The organism is Arthrobacter sp. B10-11 (assembly GCF_033142195.1).
Classification (GTDB): Bacteria; Actinomycetota; Actinomycetes; order Actinomycetales; family Micrococcaceae; genus Arthrobacter; species Arthrobacter oryzae_C.
The window spans coordinates 362,436-379,512 of record NZ_JAWMTH010000004.1 but is presented as its reverse complement, the minus strand read 5'-3'; the positions used below and the strand labels follow the sequence as shown (position 1 = coordinate 379,512).

Genomic DNA, 17,077 nt, shown 5'->3' with positions numbered 1-17,077 from the left:
TAAGCCCCCTCAGTAACATTGAACGAGTGTTCAAGAAAAGTATTGAACACTCGTTCAATCTGCATTACTGTCCCTCGTATGACTTACGCCACACCCGTACGGGACGCAGCTCAAACCGAAAAAACTGAAACAGCATCCACCCTGTTCGTCAACGGTGCCTGGGAGCCAGCTTCCTCCGGCGCTGTGCGCGCAATCCGCAATCCCGCCGACGGCGAGTTGGTGGCCACCGTGTCCGAGGCCGGCCGGCAGGACGCCGAACGAGCCATCGCCGCAGCCCGTGCAGCCTTCGACTCCGGCGTCTGGTCCTCCGTCCCCGCACCCGAGCGCGGCACCTTCCTGCTCAAGGTCGCCGCCGGACTGCGCGAACGCCGGGAAAAATTCGCCCGCGCCGAGTCGCTGGATACCGGCAAGCGCATGGTCGAAAGCCGCATCGACATGGACGACATTGCCGCCTGCTTTGAGTACTTCGGCAGGCTCGCCGGGCAGCAGGCGGGCCGCATGGTCGACGCCGGGAACGCCGCCGTCGTCAGCAAAATCGTCTACGAACCCGTGGGCGTCTGCGGCCTGATCACCCCGTGGAACTACCCCCTGCTCCAGGCGGCATGGAAGATCGCGCCCGCACTGGCCGCCGGCTGCACCTTCGTCCTCAAGCCCTCCGAGCTGACCCCGTCCACAGCCATCCTGGCCATGCAGTTGCTGCAGGACCTCGGCCTCCCGGATGGCGTCGCCAACCTCGTGACCGGAGCCGGCGCGGAGGCGGGCGCACCGCTCTCGGAACATCCCGACGTCGACCTCGTCTCCTTCACGGGCGGGCTGGAAACCGGCAAGCGCATCGCGGCCGCCGCCGCCGGAACCGTCAAGAAGGTGGCGCTGGAGCTTGGCGGGAAGAACCCCAACGTGGTGTTCGCGGACGCGGACTTCGACGCCGCCGTCGACAATGCCCTGAACGGCGCGTTCGTCCACTCCGGGCAGGTCTGCTCCGCCGGTGCACGGCTAGTGGTGGAGGAATCGATCGCCGAACGCTTCGTGGACGAGCTGGTCCGCCGTGCCCGGGACATCCGGCTGGGCGGCCCCTTTGAGGACGACGCCGAAACCGGGCCGCTGATTTCCGCGGCCCACCGCGACAAAGTCCATGCCTATGTCCAGCGGGGAATCCAGGAAGGTGCGCGGCTGCGGACCGGCGGTGCTGCGCCGCAAGGAGAAAAGTACGACGGCGGGTTCTACTACCAGCCGACCGTCCTGGACCGCGTCCAAAGGGGAATGTCCGTGGTCATCGACGAGGCGTTCGGCCCGGTGGTCACCGTGGAAACGTTCCGCACCGAGGACGAAGCGGTGGCCACCGCCAACGACACCGTCTACGGACTGGCCGGCGCGGTCTGGACCCAGGACGCCGGCAAGGCGCAGCGCGTGGCATCCCGGCTGCGGCACGGCACCATCTGGATCAACGACTACCACCCCTACCTCCCCCAGGCCGAGTGGGGCGGCTTCGGCCAGTCCGGCGTCGGCCGCGAGCTGGGCCCCACGGGCCTGGCCGAATACCAGGAAGCCAAGCACATCTACCAGAACACCAGCCCGCAGGTAACCGGCTGGTTTGCTGACCACAGCAAGGAGAACTAGATGCATTACGACAACATCGAGGACCTCGGCGAGCGCGGGTTCGACTACGTCGTCATCGGCGGCGGATCCGCGGGTGCCGCCGTCGCGGCCCGGCTGAGCGAGGACCCGGACGTCACCGTGGCCCTGGTGGAAGCCGGCCCGGACGACCGCAACATCCCCGAAATCCTGCAGCTGGACCGCTGGATGGAGCTGCTCGAATCCGGCTACGACTGGGACTACCCGGTGGAACCGCAGGAAAACGGCAACTCCTTCATGCGCCACGCCCGTGCCAAGGTGATGGGCGGGTGTTCCAGCCACAACTCGTGCATCGCCTTCTGGGCCCCGCGCGAGGACCTGGACGAGTGGGAGTCCAAGTACGGTGCCACCGGCTGGAACGCCGACGCCGCCTGGCCCCTCTACCAGCGGCTGGAAACGAATGAGGACGCCGGGCCGGACGCGTCCCACCACGGGGACTCAGGCCCCGTGCACCTGATGAACGTGCCCCCGGTGGATCCTGCCGGCGTCGCGCTCCTGGACGCCTGCGAACAGACGGGCATTCCCCGTGCGAAGTTCAACTCCGGCACCACCGTGGTCAACGGCGCCAACTTCTTCCAGATCAACCGCCGCGCGGACGGCACCCGCGCCTCCAGCTCGGTCTCCTACATCCACCCGATCGTCGACCGCCCCAACTTCACGCTGCTCACAGGCCTCCGCGCCCGCCAGCTGGTGTTCGATACGGAGAAGCGCTGCACCGGCGTGGACGTGGTGGACTCCGCGTTCGGCCGGACCCACCGGCTCTCGGCGCACCGCGAGGTCATCCTGTCCACCGGCGCCATCGACTCCCCCAAGCTGCTGATGCTCTCCGGCATCGGCCCGGCCGCGCACCTCGCCGCGCACGGCATCGAGGTCCTGGTGGATTCCCCCGGCGTGGGCGAGAACCTGCAGGACCACCCCGAAGGCGTTGTGCAGTTCGAGGCCAGGCAGCCGATGGTGCAGACGTCCACCCAGTGGTGGGAGATCGGCATCTTCACGCCCACCGAGGACGGCCTGGACCGCCCGGACCTGATGATGCACTACGGTTCCGTCCCGTTCGACATGAACACCCTGCGGCACGGCTACCCCACCACGGAGAACGGCTTCAGCCTCACCCCGAACGTCACGCACGCCCGCTCCCGCGGCTCCGTCAGGCTGCGCAGCCGCGATTTCCGCGACAAGCCCATGGTGGATCCGCGCTATTTCACGGATCCTGAAGGCCACGACATGCGGGTCATGGTGGCCGGCATCCGCAAGGCCCGCGAAATCGCTGCCCAGCCCGCCATGGCCGAATGGACCGGCCGCGAGCTCTCGCCCGGCGTCGAGGCGCAGACGGACGAGGAACTGCGGGACTACATCCGCAAGACCCACAACACCGTGTACCACCCGGTGGGCACAGTCCGGATGGGTCCGGCCGACGACGGGATGTCACCGCTGGACCCCGAGCTGCGGGTCAAGGGCGTCACCGGCCTGCGCGTGGCGGATGCCTCCGTGATGCCTGAACACGTCACCGTCAACCCCAACATCACCGTCATGATGATCGGCGAGCGCTGCGCCGAGCTCATCCGCACCGGCCACACCGGCGGCGCTGCAGGGCAAGTCGCGGCAAGGAAAGAGGAGGAGCTCAGCCCGTCCTTCGCCTGAGAGGCAAGTTCCGGAGGCTATTGATTTCACCCGCGCCCCCTCGCGGCCGCGGGGTGCATCGTCGTACTTTTCTGACTTAGGAGTTCACACATTGGAACCCAGCAAGAGTATTGATTCAAGCGGCATGGATGAATTTGGCTACACCCAGACCCTGGACCGGAGCATCGGCAAGTTTGCCAGTTTCGCCGCAGGCGTCAGCTACATTTCCATCCTCACCGGCGTCTTCCAACTGTTCTACTTTGGTTTTTCCATGGCCGGCCCGGCGTACGCCTGGTCCTGGCCGATCGTCTTCGTCGGCCAGCTGATGGTGGCGCTCTGTTTCGCCGAGCTGGCCGGCCGCTACCCCGTGGCCGGATCGGTCTACAACTGGGCCAAGCGGCTCTCGTCGGGGACCTCGTCCTGGCTGGCGGGTTGGCTGCTGATGCTCTCCTCCATCGTGGCGCTGGGCTCCGTGGCACTTGCCCTGCAGCTCACCCTGCCCCAGCTGTGGTCCGGCTTCCAGTTCGTCGGCGACGGCACGGGCCCCTACGACTTCGCGATGAACGGCGTGGTGCTGGCCACCATCATGATCACCATCTCCACACTCATCAACGCGTTCGGCGTGAAGCTGATGACCCGGATCAACAGCATCGGCGTCTTTGTGGAGCTGAGCGCGGCCGTGCTCCTGATCCTGGCATTGGGCTGGCACGTGGTGCGCGGCCCTGAGGTCTTCTTCGACACCGCCGGCTTCGGCGAAGGCCACGACCTCGGTTTCTTCGGCGTCTTCCTGATCGGCGCCATGGCGTCCGGTTACGTGATGTACGGCTTTGACACGGCCAGCTCCCTGGGTGAGGAGACAAAGGACCCTAAACGCACGGCACCCAAGGCCATCCTGCGGGCCATTACGGCCTCGTTCGTGCTGGGCGGCCTGATCCTGCTGTTTGGCATCCTGGCCGCACCGGACCTGGCCGATCCCAAGGTGGGATCGGCCGACGGCGGCCTGCAGTACATCGTGCTCTCCGTACTGGGCGGACCTTTCGGGAAGGCCTTCCTGGCGTGCATCGTGGTTGCCGTGGTGGTGTGCACCCTTGCCGTCCATGCCGCCGCCATCCGCATGATGTTCGCCATGGCCCGGGACAACAACCTGCCGTTCAGCCGGCAGCTCAGCAAAGTGGATCCGGTCCGCAGGACACCGACTGTTGCGGCGATCGTGATCGGCATCCTGGCCATCATGCCCCTGCTCATCAACGTCATGCAGCCGGCGATTTTCACGATCATGTCCAGCATCAGTATCGTCCTGATCTACCTCTCCTACCTCCTGGTCACTGTTCCCCTGCTGCGCAACCGGCTCCTGAAGAAGTGGCCGCTCGCCGCAGACGGCACCGAGCCCGGATTCAGCCTTGGCAAATGGGGCCTGCCCGTGAACATCCTGGCGGTCCTGTGGGGCGGGGCCATGACGGTGAACCTGGTCTGGCCACGGCCTGAGATCTACAACTCGGTGCCGCCGTTCGAGTGGTACCTGCAGTGGGGCGGCGTGATCTTCGTGGGGGCCGTAATCATTGGCGGGACCCTGCTCTACCGCCTGAAGATCCGACACCAGACCGGGGTGCTGGCCGAGCACGCCGCGGCAGTCGCAGCACATCCGTCGTCGGGCGCCGCGCAGTACGAAACAGCGCAGCGCGAAGCCCCGGAGGATGCGCTGGTGGCCGCGTCGGAAGCCAAGTAACAACCCTGAGCGGTCGACGGCGGGACCTCCCGCCGTCGACCGCTTTGCTTTGGAATGGGTCCTGCCGTCCTGCCGCTAGGTCCCACTTTGCTCACCTGCCCAGCCGTGCCAGCTCCTCCCCCATGGCCTGCGCAAACACGTCACCTTGCACATTCGACGCGTCGAAGTGGATGCCGCAGCACAGGTTGCCCGCGTATGAGACAGCCGCAACACCGAAACGCACGTTGCCGGCGAGCACCGCAACCGGCCAGAGCGCGACGACAGGGGCCCCCGCAAGCCGGAACTTGCCTTCCGGACCCGGCACGTTGGTGACGAAACCGCCAACGAGATGCTGCCGCCGGGCGAGGCGGTCCATGATGCGCGCGCCGATCGGGCCACGCATGAACTCCAGGGTGCCCTGGTCCCTCGCCAGCCGCTTCTCCTCACGGGTCTGGGCGGCGATGAGCCGCAGGCGCTCATCGGGGTCGGGCTCGCCGAGCGGCAGCCGCACAAGCATGACTCCCACCTGGTTTCCTGCAGTCCCGCGGCGCCGCAACGCCACCGGCTCCGACACCGGCAGCCAGGCGGGAACCGGTTCACCGGCAGCAATCAAGACCGCCCGGAAGCCGGCCGCCACTGAGCCGAGCAGGGCATCGTTTACGGTGGCACCCTGCGGACGCACCGTCGACTCGAGGGCTTCGATTTCTGCACGCACAAAAGCGACGCCGTGGTTCGCGCTGCGCTCCCCGAGCAGCACGGTGCCGCCCACGGCATGGCCCCACAAGGTCTTGCGTATGCGGCGCAGGCCGATCCTGAGCCGACGCAGAGTGCGGCGTGGATCGTCCCGCGGACGGCTTCGCGGTGCCTCCGCCAGCCCGTGCGTCTGCGGCTCGTTCCCCGCCTTCTCCCCCGGTTCACCCGGATCAAAGAGCTGCTGGACAATCACTGCTGCCGTCATGCCGTCGGCCACCGCGTGATGAATGCGCAACACGACACCGGGTCCCCTAGCCGTGGCCCCCGGCACCACCAGGATCTCCCATAACGGACGGTCCGCTGCCAGCGGCTGGCGCATGAGCTCGGCGCATCTGTTCTGAAGTCCGGCAAGACCGTCGACGGGCTCTACGAGGCGGACGTGATGCTCGACGTCGGGCCTGGATTCGATCCAGCGATGCCGGCGGCCCACCCGGGCCGCTCTTTTGCGGAGCGCCGGCAACTCCGCAATCCGCTCGCGGAGGACCGCCCGCAGCCGTGCCATGTCCGGGGTGCCGTCCGGAGCCAGGAAACCGCCCGGCCCGAGCAGGCCAGCGACAAGGAACACGTTGACCTGGCCGACGTGGTCGAGCACCAGGTTCGCCTCATCAGCAGGGGCCAGCTTTTGCGTCGCCGGGTGCATGCTTCGACAGTAACTGTGAATCAGCCTGCGTGTCAGTCGGATTTGTTGGAGACCTCACGTCACATAACGCGACGGCATCCGGATCCGGACAGGCAACGCCCTACCCTTAACACGTGACTTTGACTAAGATGCGCACCGCCGCCGCGAGCTCCCTCGCCGCCGCCGGTCTCCTGCTTTCCCTCGCCGCCTGTTCCACACCGGCCGCAACCCAGCCATCCACCTCTGCGCCGGCTTCCTCGGCAACGGCTTCATCCACCAGCGCCTCCGAGCCCTGCGACGGCGTGAAGGTCATCGTCGATTCGGGCGCCCTGAAGCAGGCTGCCGCCGACACCTCCGTTTGCGTGCCCGTGGACGAGCCCACCGTCGCTTCCAAGGTGCTGGACGAGGCCAACATCAAGACCGAGGGCACCACCGAATACCCCAATGAACTCGTATGCCGCGTCAACGGCGTGCCCGCCGCCGACTTCGACATCAAGCACAAGGGAGGCACGTACCGGGAAGAATGCGGCAAGATGCCGGCCGCCTTTGCCTACTGGGCCCTCTGGGTGAAGCCGGCCTCCGGTGACTGGGCCTACGCCCAGGAAGGCCTGGCCACCCTCAAGGTGAGCCCCGGCGAGAGCCTCGAACTGCTGTTCACGGTCGACGGCGAACCGGCCGCCCCCGCGGCATGACCTTCCGACCCGCGCCGTTACGAGCCGCGGCGGCTCTCGCCGTCGTCTTCATCGCGGCGCGGGTCATCTACCGCATCCTTTTCAACGGGACGGGCATCGGCGAACCGGTCCTGCTCGACCTGCCGGCGATCCGGCTGTCCGCCCCGTACTCCCATGTGGTCCTCCTCGGCCCGGTCACGGGACCCGGCCTGTGGGCGGCGGTCCTGTCCGCCCTGCCGATCGCCGGGATGTTCCTTGGCTTCGGCCTGCTCAACGCCTGGGTGGACGTGGCCCGCGGCTTCGTGCACCTTGCCCGCCGCGGCCCCATGCAGGGCATTGCCCGGATGCTGGTGGTGGCTTGGGCGGCGCTTCCGGCACTTGCCGACGCCGTGACCTCCGTCCGCTTGGCGTTCCGGTTGCGGGGCGAAAAATTTGGACCCCGCGCCCTGGTGCCCGTGCTCGAGCGCACCCTTGAGCACGCCGGCCGGGTTGCCGCGGCCCTGGAGCTGCGCGGCTTCGGAAGCCGGGCGGGACAGCCGCCCGGCCAGGGTTCCGACGCACCGGTCCTCGTCCGCGATGCAGAATTCCGCATCGGCGACGTGCAGGTGCACGTGGCGGAGTTCGCGCCGTCGAGCGGGTCAATTGCGGTGATTACCGGGCCGACGGGCTCCGGAAAGTCCACCATCCTGCGGGGCATCGCGGGCCTCCTTTCACACGTTGACGGCGGAGAAGTTTCCGGCACATTGCGCGTCGCCGGAACGGACCGTGCCGCCACGCCGCCGCGCGATACCGCCCGCGTCGTCGGCGTCGTTTTGCAAAATCCCCGCGCCGCGTTCGCCACCACCCGGGTCCGGGACGAAATCGCGCTTGCCCTTGAACTGCGCGGCGTCGCCTCCGGTACCGCCAAGGCCCGGGTGCTCGAGGTCGCGGAGAGCATCGGAGTGTCGGCGCTGCTGGACCGGAATATCAGCACCCTCTCGGCGGGTGAGGCAACGCTCGTGGCCATCGCCGCTGCGGTGGTGGAGCAACCGGCACTCCTCCTGGTTGATGAGCCCCTCGCAGACCTTGACACCGCAGCCCGCGGACACGTTATCGCCGTGCTCAACGCCCTCGCCCGGGAGGCCGGTGTCTGCGTCATCGTGGCAGAGCACCGGGCGTCAGGGCTCGTCCCGGTGGCCGACTCGTGGTGGACCATCGACGACGGCGCCCTGGTGCCCGGTGTTGCGCCGTCGCCGTCGCCCGCTGCCGTTCTCCGCCCGACGCTGGCACAGCCGGCCGGGCACGCGCCCGTGCTGACCGCGACAAATCTCGCGGTGCACCGCAAGGGCACGCCGCTGGTGCGCGAGGCGTCCCTGACCCTGCGCCGCGGTGAAGTGGTGGCCCTCGTGGGGCCGAACGGGGCCGGGAAGTCGTCCCTCCTGGTGGCGCTCGCCCTGGGTGAGGGAACGGGCGGTGAGGGAACGGGCGGTGAGGGAACGCTTGGTGAAGGAACGGTCGACGGCGGCCGCGTCGCCCTCGTCCCGGACGCCTCGGACGACCTCTTCACGAGGGATACCGTCGCAGCAGAGCTCCGCGCGGCCGAGCGGCGTCAGGCGCGCGCGGTGCGTAAGTCAGGCCGGGGCGGCGGCCAGCTGCCCCCACGGTCTGCGGAGTCGCACCTTGCCCGGTTGCGGGGGGACGTCAGCATTCCCATTGGCCACGAGCATCCCCGGGACCTCTCTGCAGGGGAACGCAGGATCCTCGCCATCGCGCTTCAGACCATGGACGACCCCCAGGTGCTCCTGATCGATGAGCCCACCCGCGGACTCGATCCCGCGGCGCGAACGGCAGTCTCGGCGGCGCTGCGGGCCGCGGCGGACGCCGGCGCGGCGGTGCTGATCGCCACCCACGACCACGATTTTGCCCACGGCCTCGGCGCCCGGATCCTCCCGATACGTGAAGGCGTCGCCCCCGCGGCCGTGACAGAAGCCGTCCCGGCTGAAGCAGCCCCCACTGCTGTCCCAACAGCACAGCGCATCGCACCACCACGGTTCAGCGTCCGCGGAACAGACATTCCAGCCGCGAAAACATCCCGCCGCATCCGGATGCCTCGAGGCGTCGAACTCGCAGTTCTCGCCGCCGCGAACCTCGTGGCCCTCGCGGCATTCTGCTGGCCGCTGCTCGCTGCGGCATTCCCGGAGGATGCCGCCGCGGCCCTCCCCTACGCGGCGCTGGCCATTGCGCCGCTCGCCGTCGTTGCCATCGTGATATCCCTCGACGGCTCGGTCAGCTCCGCACATACGGTGGCGTTGCTCGGTGTCCTGGCCGCGGTCGGCTCGGCGGTGCGGGTGGCGAGCACCGGCGTCGGGGGCGTGGAGGCGGTCTTTATCCTGCTGATCCTGGCCGGCCGGGCGTTCGGGCCCCGTTTCGGCATGCTCCTCGGCGCCGCCACCATCGCCGTTTCCAGTGCCTTGTGGGGTGGCATCGGGCCCTGGACACCGTTCCAGATCTTCGCCTGCGCGTGGGTGGGCGCGGGGGCCGGCCTGCTCCCCCGCCGCGTGCGCGGCCGGGCCGAACTGTGGATGCTGTGCGGCTACGGCGCCGTGGCCTCCTACCTGTTCGGCCTGCTGACCAACCTGTGGTTCTGGCCCTTCGCGGTGGGTGCCGGCACCGGCATCTCCTACGTTCCCGGCGCGCCGCTGGCCACCAACCTGAGCAGCTTCCTGCTCTACTCGCTGGTGACGTCGACGGCGGGCTGGGACACCCTGCGTGCCGTCACCACCATCATCGGAATCGTTGTGGTGGGCCGGGCCATCCTCGCCGCGTTCCGGCGGGTGAAGCCGGTCTCCAGCGGGGGCGGGCACGCCGGGCACGCCGCGCAGGCGCACTCCACCGAGGACAGGGACCGGCTTCAAATCCGGGTCTAAGGACACCGCTGGCAGTGCCGCGCCGCATCTTCCGTTTCTGCGCCCAAGTACGGCATATGATGGCCCAAAAGAGTGGCGGGACGGTCACGTTGCACGAGAGGATGCAGATGGCGGGGAGGCCGAGGCAGGACAACAGCCAAGTCCAAGGAGCTGCGGCGTCGCTATTGAATGGTCTTGCTGTACTGGAAGCCTTCTCGGTGCAAAATCCGGTTCTTGGTGTGACTGAGGTTGCTCACCGGGTTGGCCTCCACAAGAGCACGGTGTCACGCATTTTGAGCGGTCTGACAGAAGCTGGATATGTCCAGCGGGATGAGGAGACGGGGCGGTATCGCCTCGGGCTGGGCCTCCTTGCGTTGGCCGGCCCTTTACTGGCGGACCTGGATGTCCGCCGCGCCGCGGTTCCCTATTTGGAGAAATTAACCGAAAGCACCCAAGAGACCAGCGCAATCTCGGTCTGGAATGGTCATGAGGCCATCGTCGTGGAGCAGGTTGCCAGCCCCTTTCAGGTCAAACACACTGCCTCCATTGGAACCCGGTACAACGCATTCGAAAGTTCCTCGGTGCGGGTCTTCCTGGCGGAGCTGGCACCGGCCCTCGCAACCGAACTTATCGGATCCGGGCAGATACTACGCAAGGCAGGAGATGGTTTGCCGGAGGACCACACCACCCACCTGCAGGAAGTCGCCCGTCAGGCATACGCCGTCAACGACGGTGCAACCGCAGAGGAAGAGTTTGGGGTCTCCGCTCCCGTCCGGGATTACCGAAGCAAGGTGGTTGGGTGCATCACTGCAGCCGCTCCCCGTTCCCGCGTGCACAAGCAGGCCACCAGGGACGCTCTGGTTCAAGCCGTACAGCATGCTGCCTCGGAAGTATCCACCCGCCTGGGCTGGTCAGCTTCACTTCCGGGCTGATTCACCCACGCATCCGGCCGGCCTTCGCAGAATTAACCGCACAGTGGCTCCTGGCTGCAAGGGCAGGGTTTGCTTTCCCGGAGGAGACCTAATCGCCCGTCAGCGCACTGGATTTGTTTCCCCCGGGAGGCTGCCCAGCCGAGTCGAAACGCGCTCAGCGGCCTGTAGCACGGCTTCGCGCAGGCTCGACTGACTCTTCAGGTGCTGAACCCGGGACCGGGGCGCGCTGGCTGTGATGCAGCCGACGACTTCGCCCCGGTAGTCCCGCACGGGGGCGGACACGCCGTATTCCTCGTAAGTGGTCTCGCCGTCGTTGACGGCGTACCCGTGGTCCCGCACGGCGGCCAGCTGTTCGTAGACCGGGTCCTCGAGACCGCGGTAGGCCTCTCGCAGCACGATCCGACCGGCCAGCAGACGGTCGGTCTCCTCGCGCGGCAGCTCGGCGAGAAACACGCGGACTGAGGAGCTAGCGAACTTGTTGTAGCGCGTGCCGATCGCCGCGCTGTGTTTGACCTGATGGGGGGAGGCCGTCTGTTCCACAACGATCGCGTTGGTGCCGTTCCAGACGGCGATGGCGGCCGTCTCGCCGGTGGCTTCGGTGAGTTCTTCGAGGTGGGGCAGGGCGGTACGGCGGACGCCGAGTTCGGCCAGCAGCGGTCCTGCCAGGCCGATCATCCCGAGTCCGAGGCGGTATCGCCCGGTGTCTTCGTCGCGCTGCACGTATCCGGCTTCGTCCAGGCCGGTAAGCATCCGGGAGACGGTGCTCTTGTGCAGGCCGACGAGTTCGGAGATCTCCGTGACGCCCAGGAGGGATCGCTTGGCGACGGAGAAGGCTTCGAGGACCGTCAGACCGTTGAGCAGCGATGCTGCCGCCCCTTGCGGTTTATCAGTGGTGGTTTGTGGGTCCAGCATGAGTTCTCCCTCTCCAGGCGCTAAGTCCAGTCACCGTAGCAGCCATCCTACGGTGTGCCCATTCAACCTAATGTCGGAGGACCGGTCACACCTCACCCGGCACGCGGGAGCGAGGCCCGACGACGGCCGGCACCCGTTGAGGGGTGACGGCCGTCGTCGGGTCGGCCCGGGGATGCCGGACCGCGGGGCTCCGAGAGTGCGGTGCGGCCTAGGCCGGATCCGCAGGGCACGCCACCTCGGGCTGGGGATCCGAGAGGGTCTTCGGGACCGTGTCCTCGAACTGCGGGAGGCGGTTCAGGTAATCCACCACCGAATCCGTGGACTCCACGTCACCGAACTTGTTGTCGATGTCGTAGAGGTTCCACTGCACGACGCCCGGGACGCGGTCGCCGATGGTCTCCCTGGGGATGATCGGGCGGAAGCCCTTCGCGATCGCGTCCTCGACGGTGTGGCGCACACACCCGGCCGCGGTCGCACCGGTCACGATCAGGGTGTCGATGCGGTTGGAGGTCAGGAAGAGCTCGAGGTTCGTCCCCGGGAACGCCGAGGCGCGATTCTTCTCGATTACGACCTCGCCTTCCGCGGGAGCAATACGGTCGTCGATCTGCGCCCAGTAGGAATCCGCCGGAAGGGTCTCCGTGGGGATCTTCGAGTACCACAGGCCCATGTCGTTCGTCCCGGAGGTGGCGTCGCGGTTGCGGTACACGTTCGTGGTGTAGAAGACCGGGACACCTTTGGCGCGCGCAGCCTCGTTGATCCGCTGGACGTTCGGGATGATCGTCTCCATGCCCGGGCAGCTGAACGGATGGCCCGGACGGGTCCAAGCGTTCGCGAGGTCGATGTGGATGACGGCGGGGCGGTTGCCGTAGCCGATCCGACGCTTGAAGCCTCGCTCGTTGTAGATATCCGTGCCTGCTTCGAACGCCTCCTCCAGCACTGCTGCCAGGCGGGCTTCGATGTCGTTGAACGTCACTGTTGTCATGGCTGTCTCCACTCTCTCGGGGACCGGGCTTTCCCTGTCCGCATTTTGTTGCTGTGTCATCACAGTAGTTGCTGTTTGCGCAACGCACAACCCCCTTCTGAGATTTGCCGGAATCGCGCCCCCATGGGATCCGGGGGCCGGCGCCTTCCAAAAAGCATGAACTCGGAGCAAGGCGATTTATCCAAAGCCGAGCGGGGGTCAACCTTTTACCACTCCCACCATCCGGCCCACAAGCGAAGGGGGCCGCCTGAAAAAAAGAACCATCAGCCATTGCGTGTTGCTTCCACGGGAACTACATTGCTTACTAAGCAACTTGTGACCTATGGCACATAGATTTGCGGTCTAACCCCAGCGGACTCCAAACGGGGGTTGCCAATGGCCGAAAGGCCCACGCAAGCTTCCCTTCAACGCAGTCCTGAGCCTCACTTCCGAAAGGACCCCAGCATGAAGCGCATCGGAGTAGACGTCGGCGGCACCTTCACCGACTTGTATTTTTCAGACGACGCCCAGCGCATTGCCGTTGTGGAGAAGGTCCCTTCCACACCGCACGATCCGTCAGAAGCCGTTATCTCCGGCATCAAGAAGCTCTGCGAGAAGGCCGGTGTCTCGCTTGCGGAGATCGACCAGCTGGTGCACGGGACCACGGTGGCTACGAACACCGCGCTGACGCACACCGGTGCGGAGGTCGGGATGATCACTACCGAGGGTTTCCGCGACATCCTGCACATCGCCCGGCACAAGAAGCCGTACAACTTTTCCCTCCAACAGGAACTGCCGTGGCAGACCAAGCCATTGATCAAGCGCCGCCATAGGCTCACGGTCAAGGAGCGCATCACCGCACCGAACGGTGACGTCCTGGTCCCCCTGGACGAGGAAGAGGTCCGTGAGCGCGTGCGCGAGCTGAAGGCGGCCGGAGTTGAAGCCATCGCCGTCTGCTTGCTGCACTCGTATCTGAATTCCGCCCACGAGCAGCGGATCGGGGAAATCGTCGCGGAGGAGTTCCCCGAGGCTTACCTGTCCCTGTCCAGCGAGATCGTGCCCCTTTACCGGGAGTATGAGCGGTTCTCCACCACCGCGCTCAATGCCTATGTCGGGCCCCGGGTCTCGAAATACCTATACCGTCTGCAGGAGCAGGCCGAAGGCTTGGGCTACAAGCGGGAGATCCTGCTGATGCAGTCCTCCGGCGGCATGGTTCCGATCAAGGAGGCTGCCAAGCGGCCCGTCACCCTGATGATGTCCGGACCGGTCGGCGGCCTGATCGGCGGCATGTGGGCCGGCCGCCAGTCCGGGTTCGAGAACGTTGTCACCCTGGACATCGGCGGTACGTCGGCGGACATCGGCGTGGCCTATAAGGGTGAACTGCGCATGCGTCACCTGCTGGACACTAAGATCGGCGATCACCAGGCCATGGTCCCGATGGTGGACATCGACACCATTGGTGCCGGCGGCGGTTCCATCGCCTACGTCGATGCTGGCGGGGTCTTCCGCGTGGGTCCTCAATCTGCAGGCGCCGTCCCGGGCCCGGTCTGCTACGGCCGCGGCGGGTCGGAACCGACATCGACCGACGCCCAGGTGCTGCTGGGCCGCATGCGTCCTGACCGCGTTCTGGCAGGCTCAGGTATGGATATGGACCTTGATGGCGCCCGAAAGGCCATGGAAGGTCTGGCAGAAAAGCTCAACATGTCTGTGGACCAGGCCGCCCTCGGCGCGCTGCAGATCCAGAAGTTCGGCATGACCCAGGCGATCGAGCAGAACTCCGTGCGCCGGGGCTACGACCCGCGCGATTTCACCCTCGTCGCTGCCGGCGGTGCCGGCGCCCTGTTCGCCTGCGAGATCGCCGCGGAGCTGGAGGTCCCGAAGGTGCTGATCCCGGCCCACCCCGGCATCATGGCTGCCACCGGCCTGTTGGCTACCGACGAGAAGTACGAGTTCGTCGCCACCAGCCGGTTCACGTTCGCCAACGCCAACCCCGCCGCCATCCAGGCCTCCTTCGAGCAGTTGGAACGCGAGGCTAATGCCCAGCTGGATGCCGAGGACGTGCCGGCCGAACGCCGCAAGCTTGAATGGCTCGCGGACGCGCGCTACGAGGGCCAGGGGTACGAGATCCGCTTCGACGCCCCCGCAGGACCAGTCAACGAAGCCTGGCTGGAAAAGGCCGAGGCAGCCTTCCACGATGCCCACTTTGAGGAGTACGGTCACCGTTTCAAGAACGGCACCGTGGAGGTCATCAACATCCGCGTGGAGGCCAGCGCCGTGATGGATGACCTGCCCACGCCTGAGGCGATCAAGTCCGGTTCCCTCAAAGACGCCCTGGTGGAAACCCGTCCGGTGACCTTCGAACAGGATGGCAAGCCGGTGACCCTGGACACCAGGTTCTACGACCGCGACAGGATGGGCGTGGGAATTACCTTCACCGGTCCCGCCATCATCGAACAGTACGACTCCACCACCGTTATTCCTCCGGGATTCTCCGGAGCGGTGGACGCAGCCGGCAACCTCGTCATCGACTGCCCGGCCGCGACCCAGAGTGCCGAGAAACTGGCCACGCCGATCCTGATGCGCGTGATCGGGGGCGCTCTGAACTCGGCGGCCAAGGAAATGGCCTCGGTGCTGTTCCGCATGGCCTATTCCTCGATCATCCGCGAGTCCGAGGACCTCGGCGCAGGGCTTTTCGACAAGGACGGCAACGTGCTGGCCGAGTCCGACTCCACGCCCATGTTCATGGGCTCCATGCCCAAGATCGTCAAGGGCGTGATCTCGGTCCTCGGCGACGACATCCACGACGGTGACATCATCCTGCACAACGATCCGTATCTGGGCGCCACGCACTCCCCCGACGTCGCGATCATCGAACCGATCTTCCACGACGGGGAACTCGTCGGCTTCGCCGGAGCCTCGGGCCAGCTCATCGATAACGGCGGCGCGTACTCCGGACTGATGGTGGACATTCAGGACATCCAGTCCGAAGGCACCATCTTCCGGGCGGTGAAGATTTCCGAGAAGGGCGTCCGCCAGGAATCGCTGATCCGGCACATTCTCAACAACACCCGGACACCCACCTCCAACGAGGGCGACTTCCAGGCGATGATCGCCGCCTGCGAGCTGGCCAAGTCCCGCTACATCGCCCTCATTGAGCGGTACGGCTTCGGCGCGGTCCGCGAGGCCGGCCAGAGCTGGATCGACTACTCGGAACGGATGCTGCGCCAGGAGATCGCCAAGATCCCCGACGGCGTCTACGAGACCGAGGTCGGCTACCTGGACGACGACGGCCGCAACTACGGCAAGAAGCTGCCGATCGTCGTGAAGGTGATCATCGAGGGTGACGAGATTACGTACGACCTCACCGGATCCTCGGAACAGGTGCCCACCGCTTATAACTGCGCTTTCGAGGGCACCACGGTCTCGGCATTCACGTTCATCACCCGGATGATATTCCTGGACGAGGTCGCCTTCCCGGTGTTTGTGCCCCAGAACGAGGGCATGCTCAAACCGCTGAAGGTCATCGCCCCGGAGGGCACCATCTTCAACCCGACGTATCCGGCCGCGACCTTCTCGCGGTTCTCCCAGGTACAGCGGGCCGTCGACCTGGCTCTGCGGGCGCTCGCCCCCGTCATCCCCGAGCGCGTTACCGCAGGCAACTCCGCCCACATCCACTTCATCTCCTACTCAGGATGGGACGAGAAACAGGGCGAGTACTGGGTCTACCTCGAAGTCAACGAGGGCTCCTACGGCGCCCGCGCCACCAGCGACGGGCCGGACTCCGTGGACAACCTCATCGCCAACACCCGCAACAACCCGATCGAGGAGCTCGAGTGGCGGTTCCCGATGCGCACCGACCGCTACGAACTACGCTCCGAGCCGGCGGCCGCCGGTGAATTCCGCGGCGGCATCGGCATCGTCCGGGAGAACACCTTCCTGACCGACACCGCGATCACCTGCGAGGGTGAACGCCACGAGTCGGACGTGCCATGGGGAGCCTTCGGCGGCCATGACGGCCTCAACGGCTCGCTCGTGAAGAACGTCGGCCGGGCGGGCGAGGAGTCCTGGCCGTCCAAGGTCACCGGACGTCAACTGCTGGCCGGTGATTCCCTGCAGATCACCGTGCCCAGCGGTGGCGGCTTCGGTGACCCGCACAAGCGGGACCCGCTGAAGGTCCTCGAGGACGTGCTGGACGGCTTTACGACCGCCGAGGCGGCCGACCGTGACTACGGTGTGGTCCTCAAGGAGGTCAACGGCCAACTCACGGTCGATCTGAGGTCAACCGCTGAACGCCGCGAGGTTTTGGTCGCCGAGCTCAGCTCGGCAACCTAAGCCACTAGCCGCAGTAAAAGGGGCGGCCTGGAGCCAGCTATTTACGCTGGCCTCC

General features: G+C 66.5%; 10 protein-coding genes. 7 read left to right on the top strand and 3 right to left on the bottom strand.

Annotated elements, in window-relative coordinates:
* Positions 1–78 precede the first annotated feature (78 nt).
* From RW112_RS14785 to RW112_RS14775, 3 genes are all read left to right on the top strand, one after another.
* Entirely contained in the window at positions 79–1,617 is a 1,539-nt protein-coding gene (locus RW112_RS14785) for an aldehyde dehydrogenase family protein (protein ID WP_317782502.1), read from the top strand.
* Complete coding sequence (locus RW112_RS14780; RefSeq protein WP_317782501.1) at positions 1,618–3,273, top strand: GMC family oxidoreductase; 1,656 nt, start codon at positions 1,618–1,620, stop codon at positions 3,271–3,273.
* Positions 3,274–3,397: 124 nt separating this feature from the next.
* Positions 3,398–4,978 carry an APC family permease gene (locus tag RW112_RS14775; RefSeq protein ID WP_317782500.1) on the top strand — a complete coding sequence of 527 codons (1,581 nt, stop codon included), beginning with the start codon at positions 3,398–3,400 and terminating at the stop codon, positions 4,976–4,978.
* Positions 4,979–5,069: 91 nt separating this feature from the next.
* Here the strand turns inward: RW112_RS14775 and RW112_RS14770 are convergent, their stop codons facing one another.
* On the bottom strand, positions 5,070–6,350 hold the full coding sequence (locus tag RW112_RS14770; RefSeq protein ID WP_317782499.1) for a wax ester/triacylglycerol synthase domain-containing protein: 1,281 nt from the start codon (positions 6,348–6,350) through the stop codon (positions 5,070–5,072).
* A gap of 113 nt (positions 6,351–6,463) precedes the next feature.
* Between RW112_RS14770 and RW112_RS14765 the strand changes: the two genes are divergently transcribed.
* Genes RW112_RS14765 through RW112_RS14755 form a run of 3 tightly spaced genes read left to right on the top strand, consistent with a single transcriptional unit; the run spans position 6,464 to position 10,817 of the window.
* Positions 6,464–7,021: a hypothetical protein gene (locus RW112_RS14765; protein ID WP_317782498.1), complete on the top strand. Its 558-nt coding sequence runs from the start codon at positions 6,464–6,466 to the stop codon at positions 7,019–7,021.
* Positions 7,018–9,906 (top strand): ATP-binding cassette domain-containing protein, encoded by a 2,889-nt coding sequence (locus tag RW112_RS14760; protein WP_317782497.1) that lies wholly within the window; start codon positions 7,018–7,020, stop codon positions 9,904–9,906. The genes RW112_RS14765 and RW112_RS14760 overlap by 4 nt, the downstream gene beginning before the upstream one ends.
* A gap of 14 nt (positions 9,907–9,920) precedes the next feature.
* Positions 9,921–10,817, top strand: coding sequence for an IclR family transcriptional regulator (locus RW112_RS14755; protein ID WP_317782496.1), 897 nt, complete (start codon positions 9,921–9,923; stop codon positions 10,815–10,817).
* 99 nt (positions 10,818–10,916) lie between these two features.
* On the opposite strand, the gene RW112_RS14750 is transcribed toward RW112_RS14755, so the two are convergent.
* Both RW112_RS14750 and RW112_RS14745 read right to left on the bottom strand, forming a co-directional pair.
* Positions 10,917–11,729, bottom strand: coding sequence for an IclR family transcriptional regulator (locus RW112_RS14750; RefSeq protein ID WP_317782495.1), 813 nt, complete (start codon positions 11,727–11,729; stop codon positions 10,917–10,919).
* A 208-nt stretch (positions 11,730–11,937) separates the two neighbouring features.
* Complete coding sequence (locus RW112_RS14745; protein WP_317782494.1) at positions 11,938–12,711, bottom strand: N-carbamoylsarcosine amidohydrolase; 774 nt, start codon at positions 12,709–12,711, stop codon at positions 11,938–11,940.
* Between the two features lie 444 nt (positions 12,712–13,155).
* Between RW112_RS14745 and RW112_RS14740 the strand changes: the two genes are divergently transcribed.
* A complete protein-coding gene (locus RW112_RS14740; RefSeq protein WP_317782493.1) occupies positions 13,156–17,022 on the top strand; it encodes a hydantoinase B/oxoprolinase family protein in 3,867 nt (1,288 codons plus the stop codon).
* The last annotated feature ends 55 nt before the right edge of the window (positions 17,023–17,077 follow it).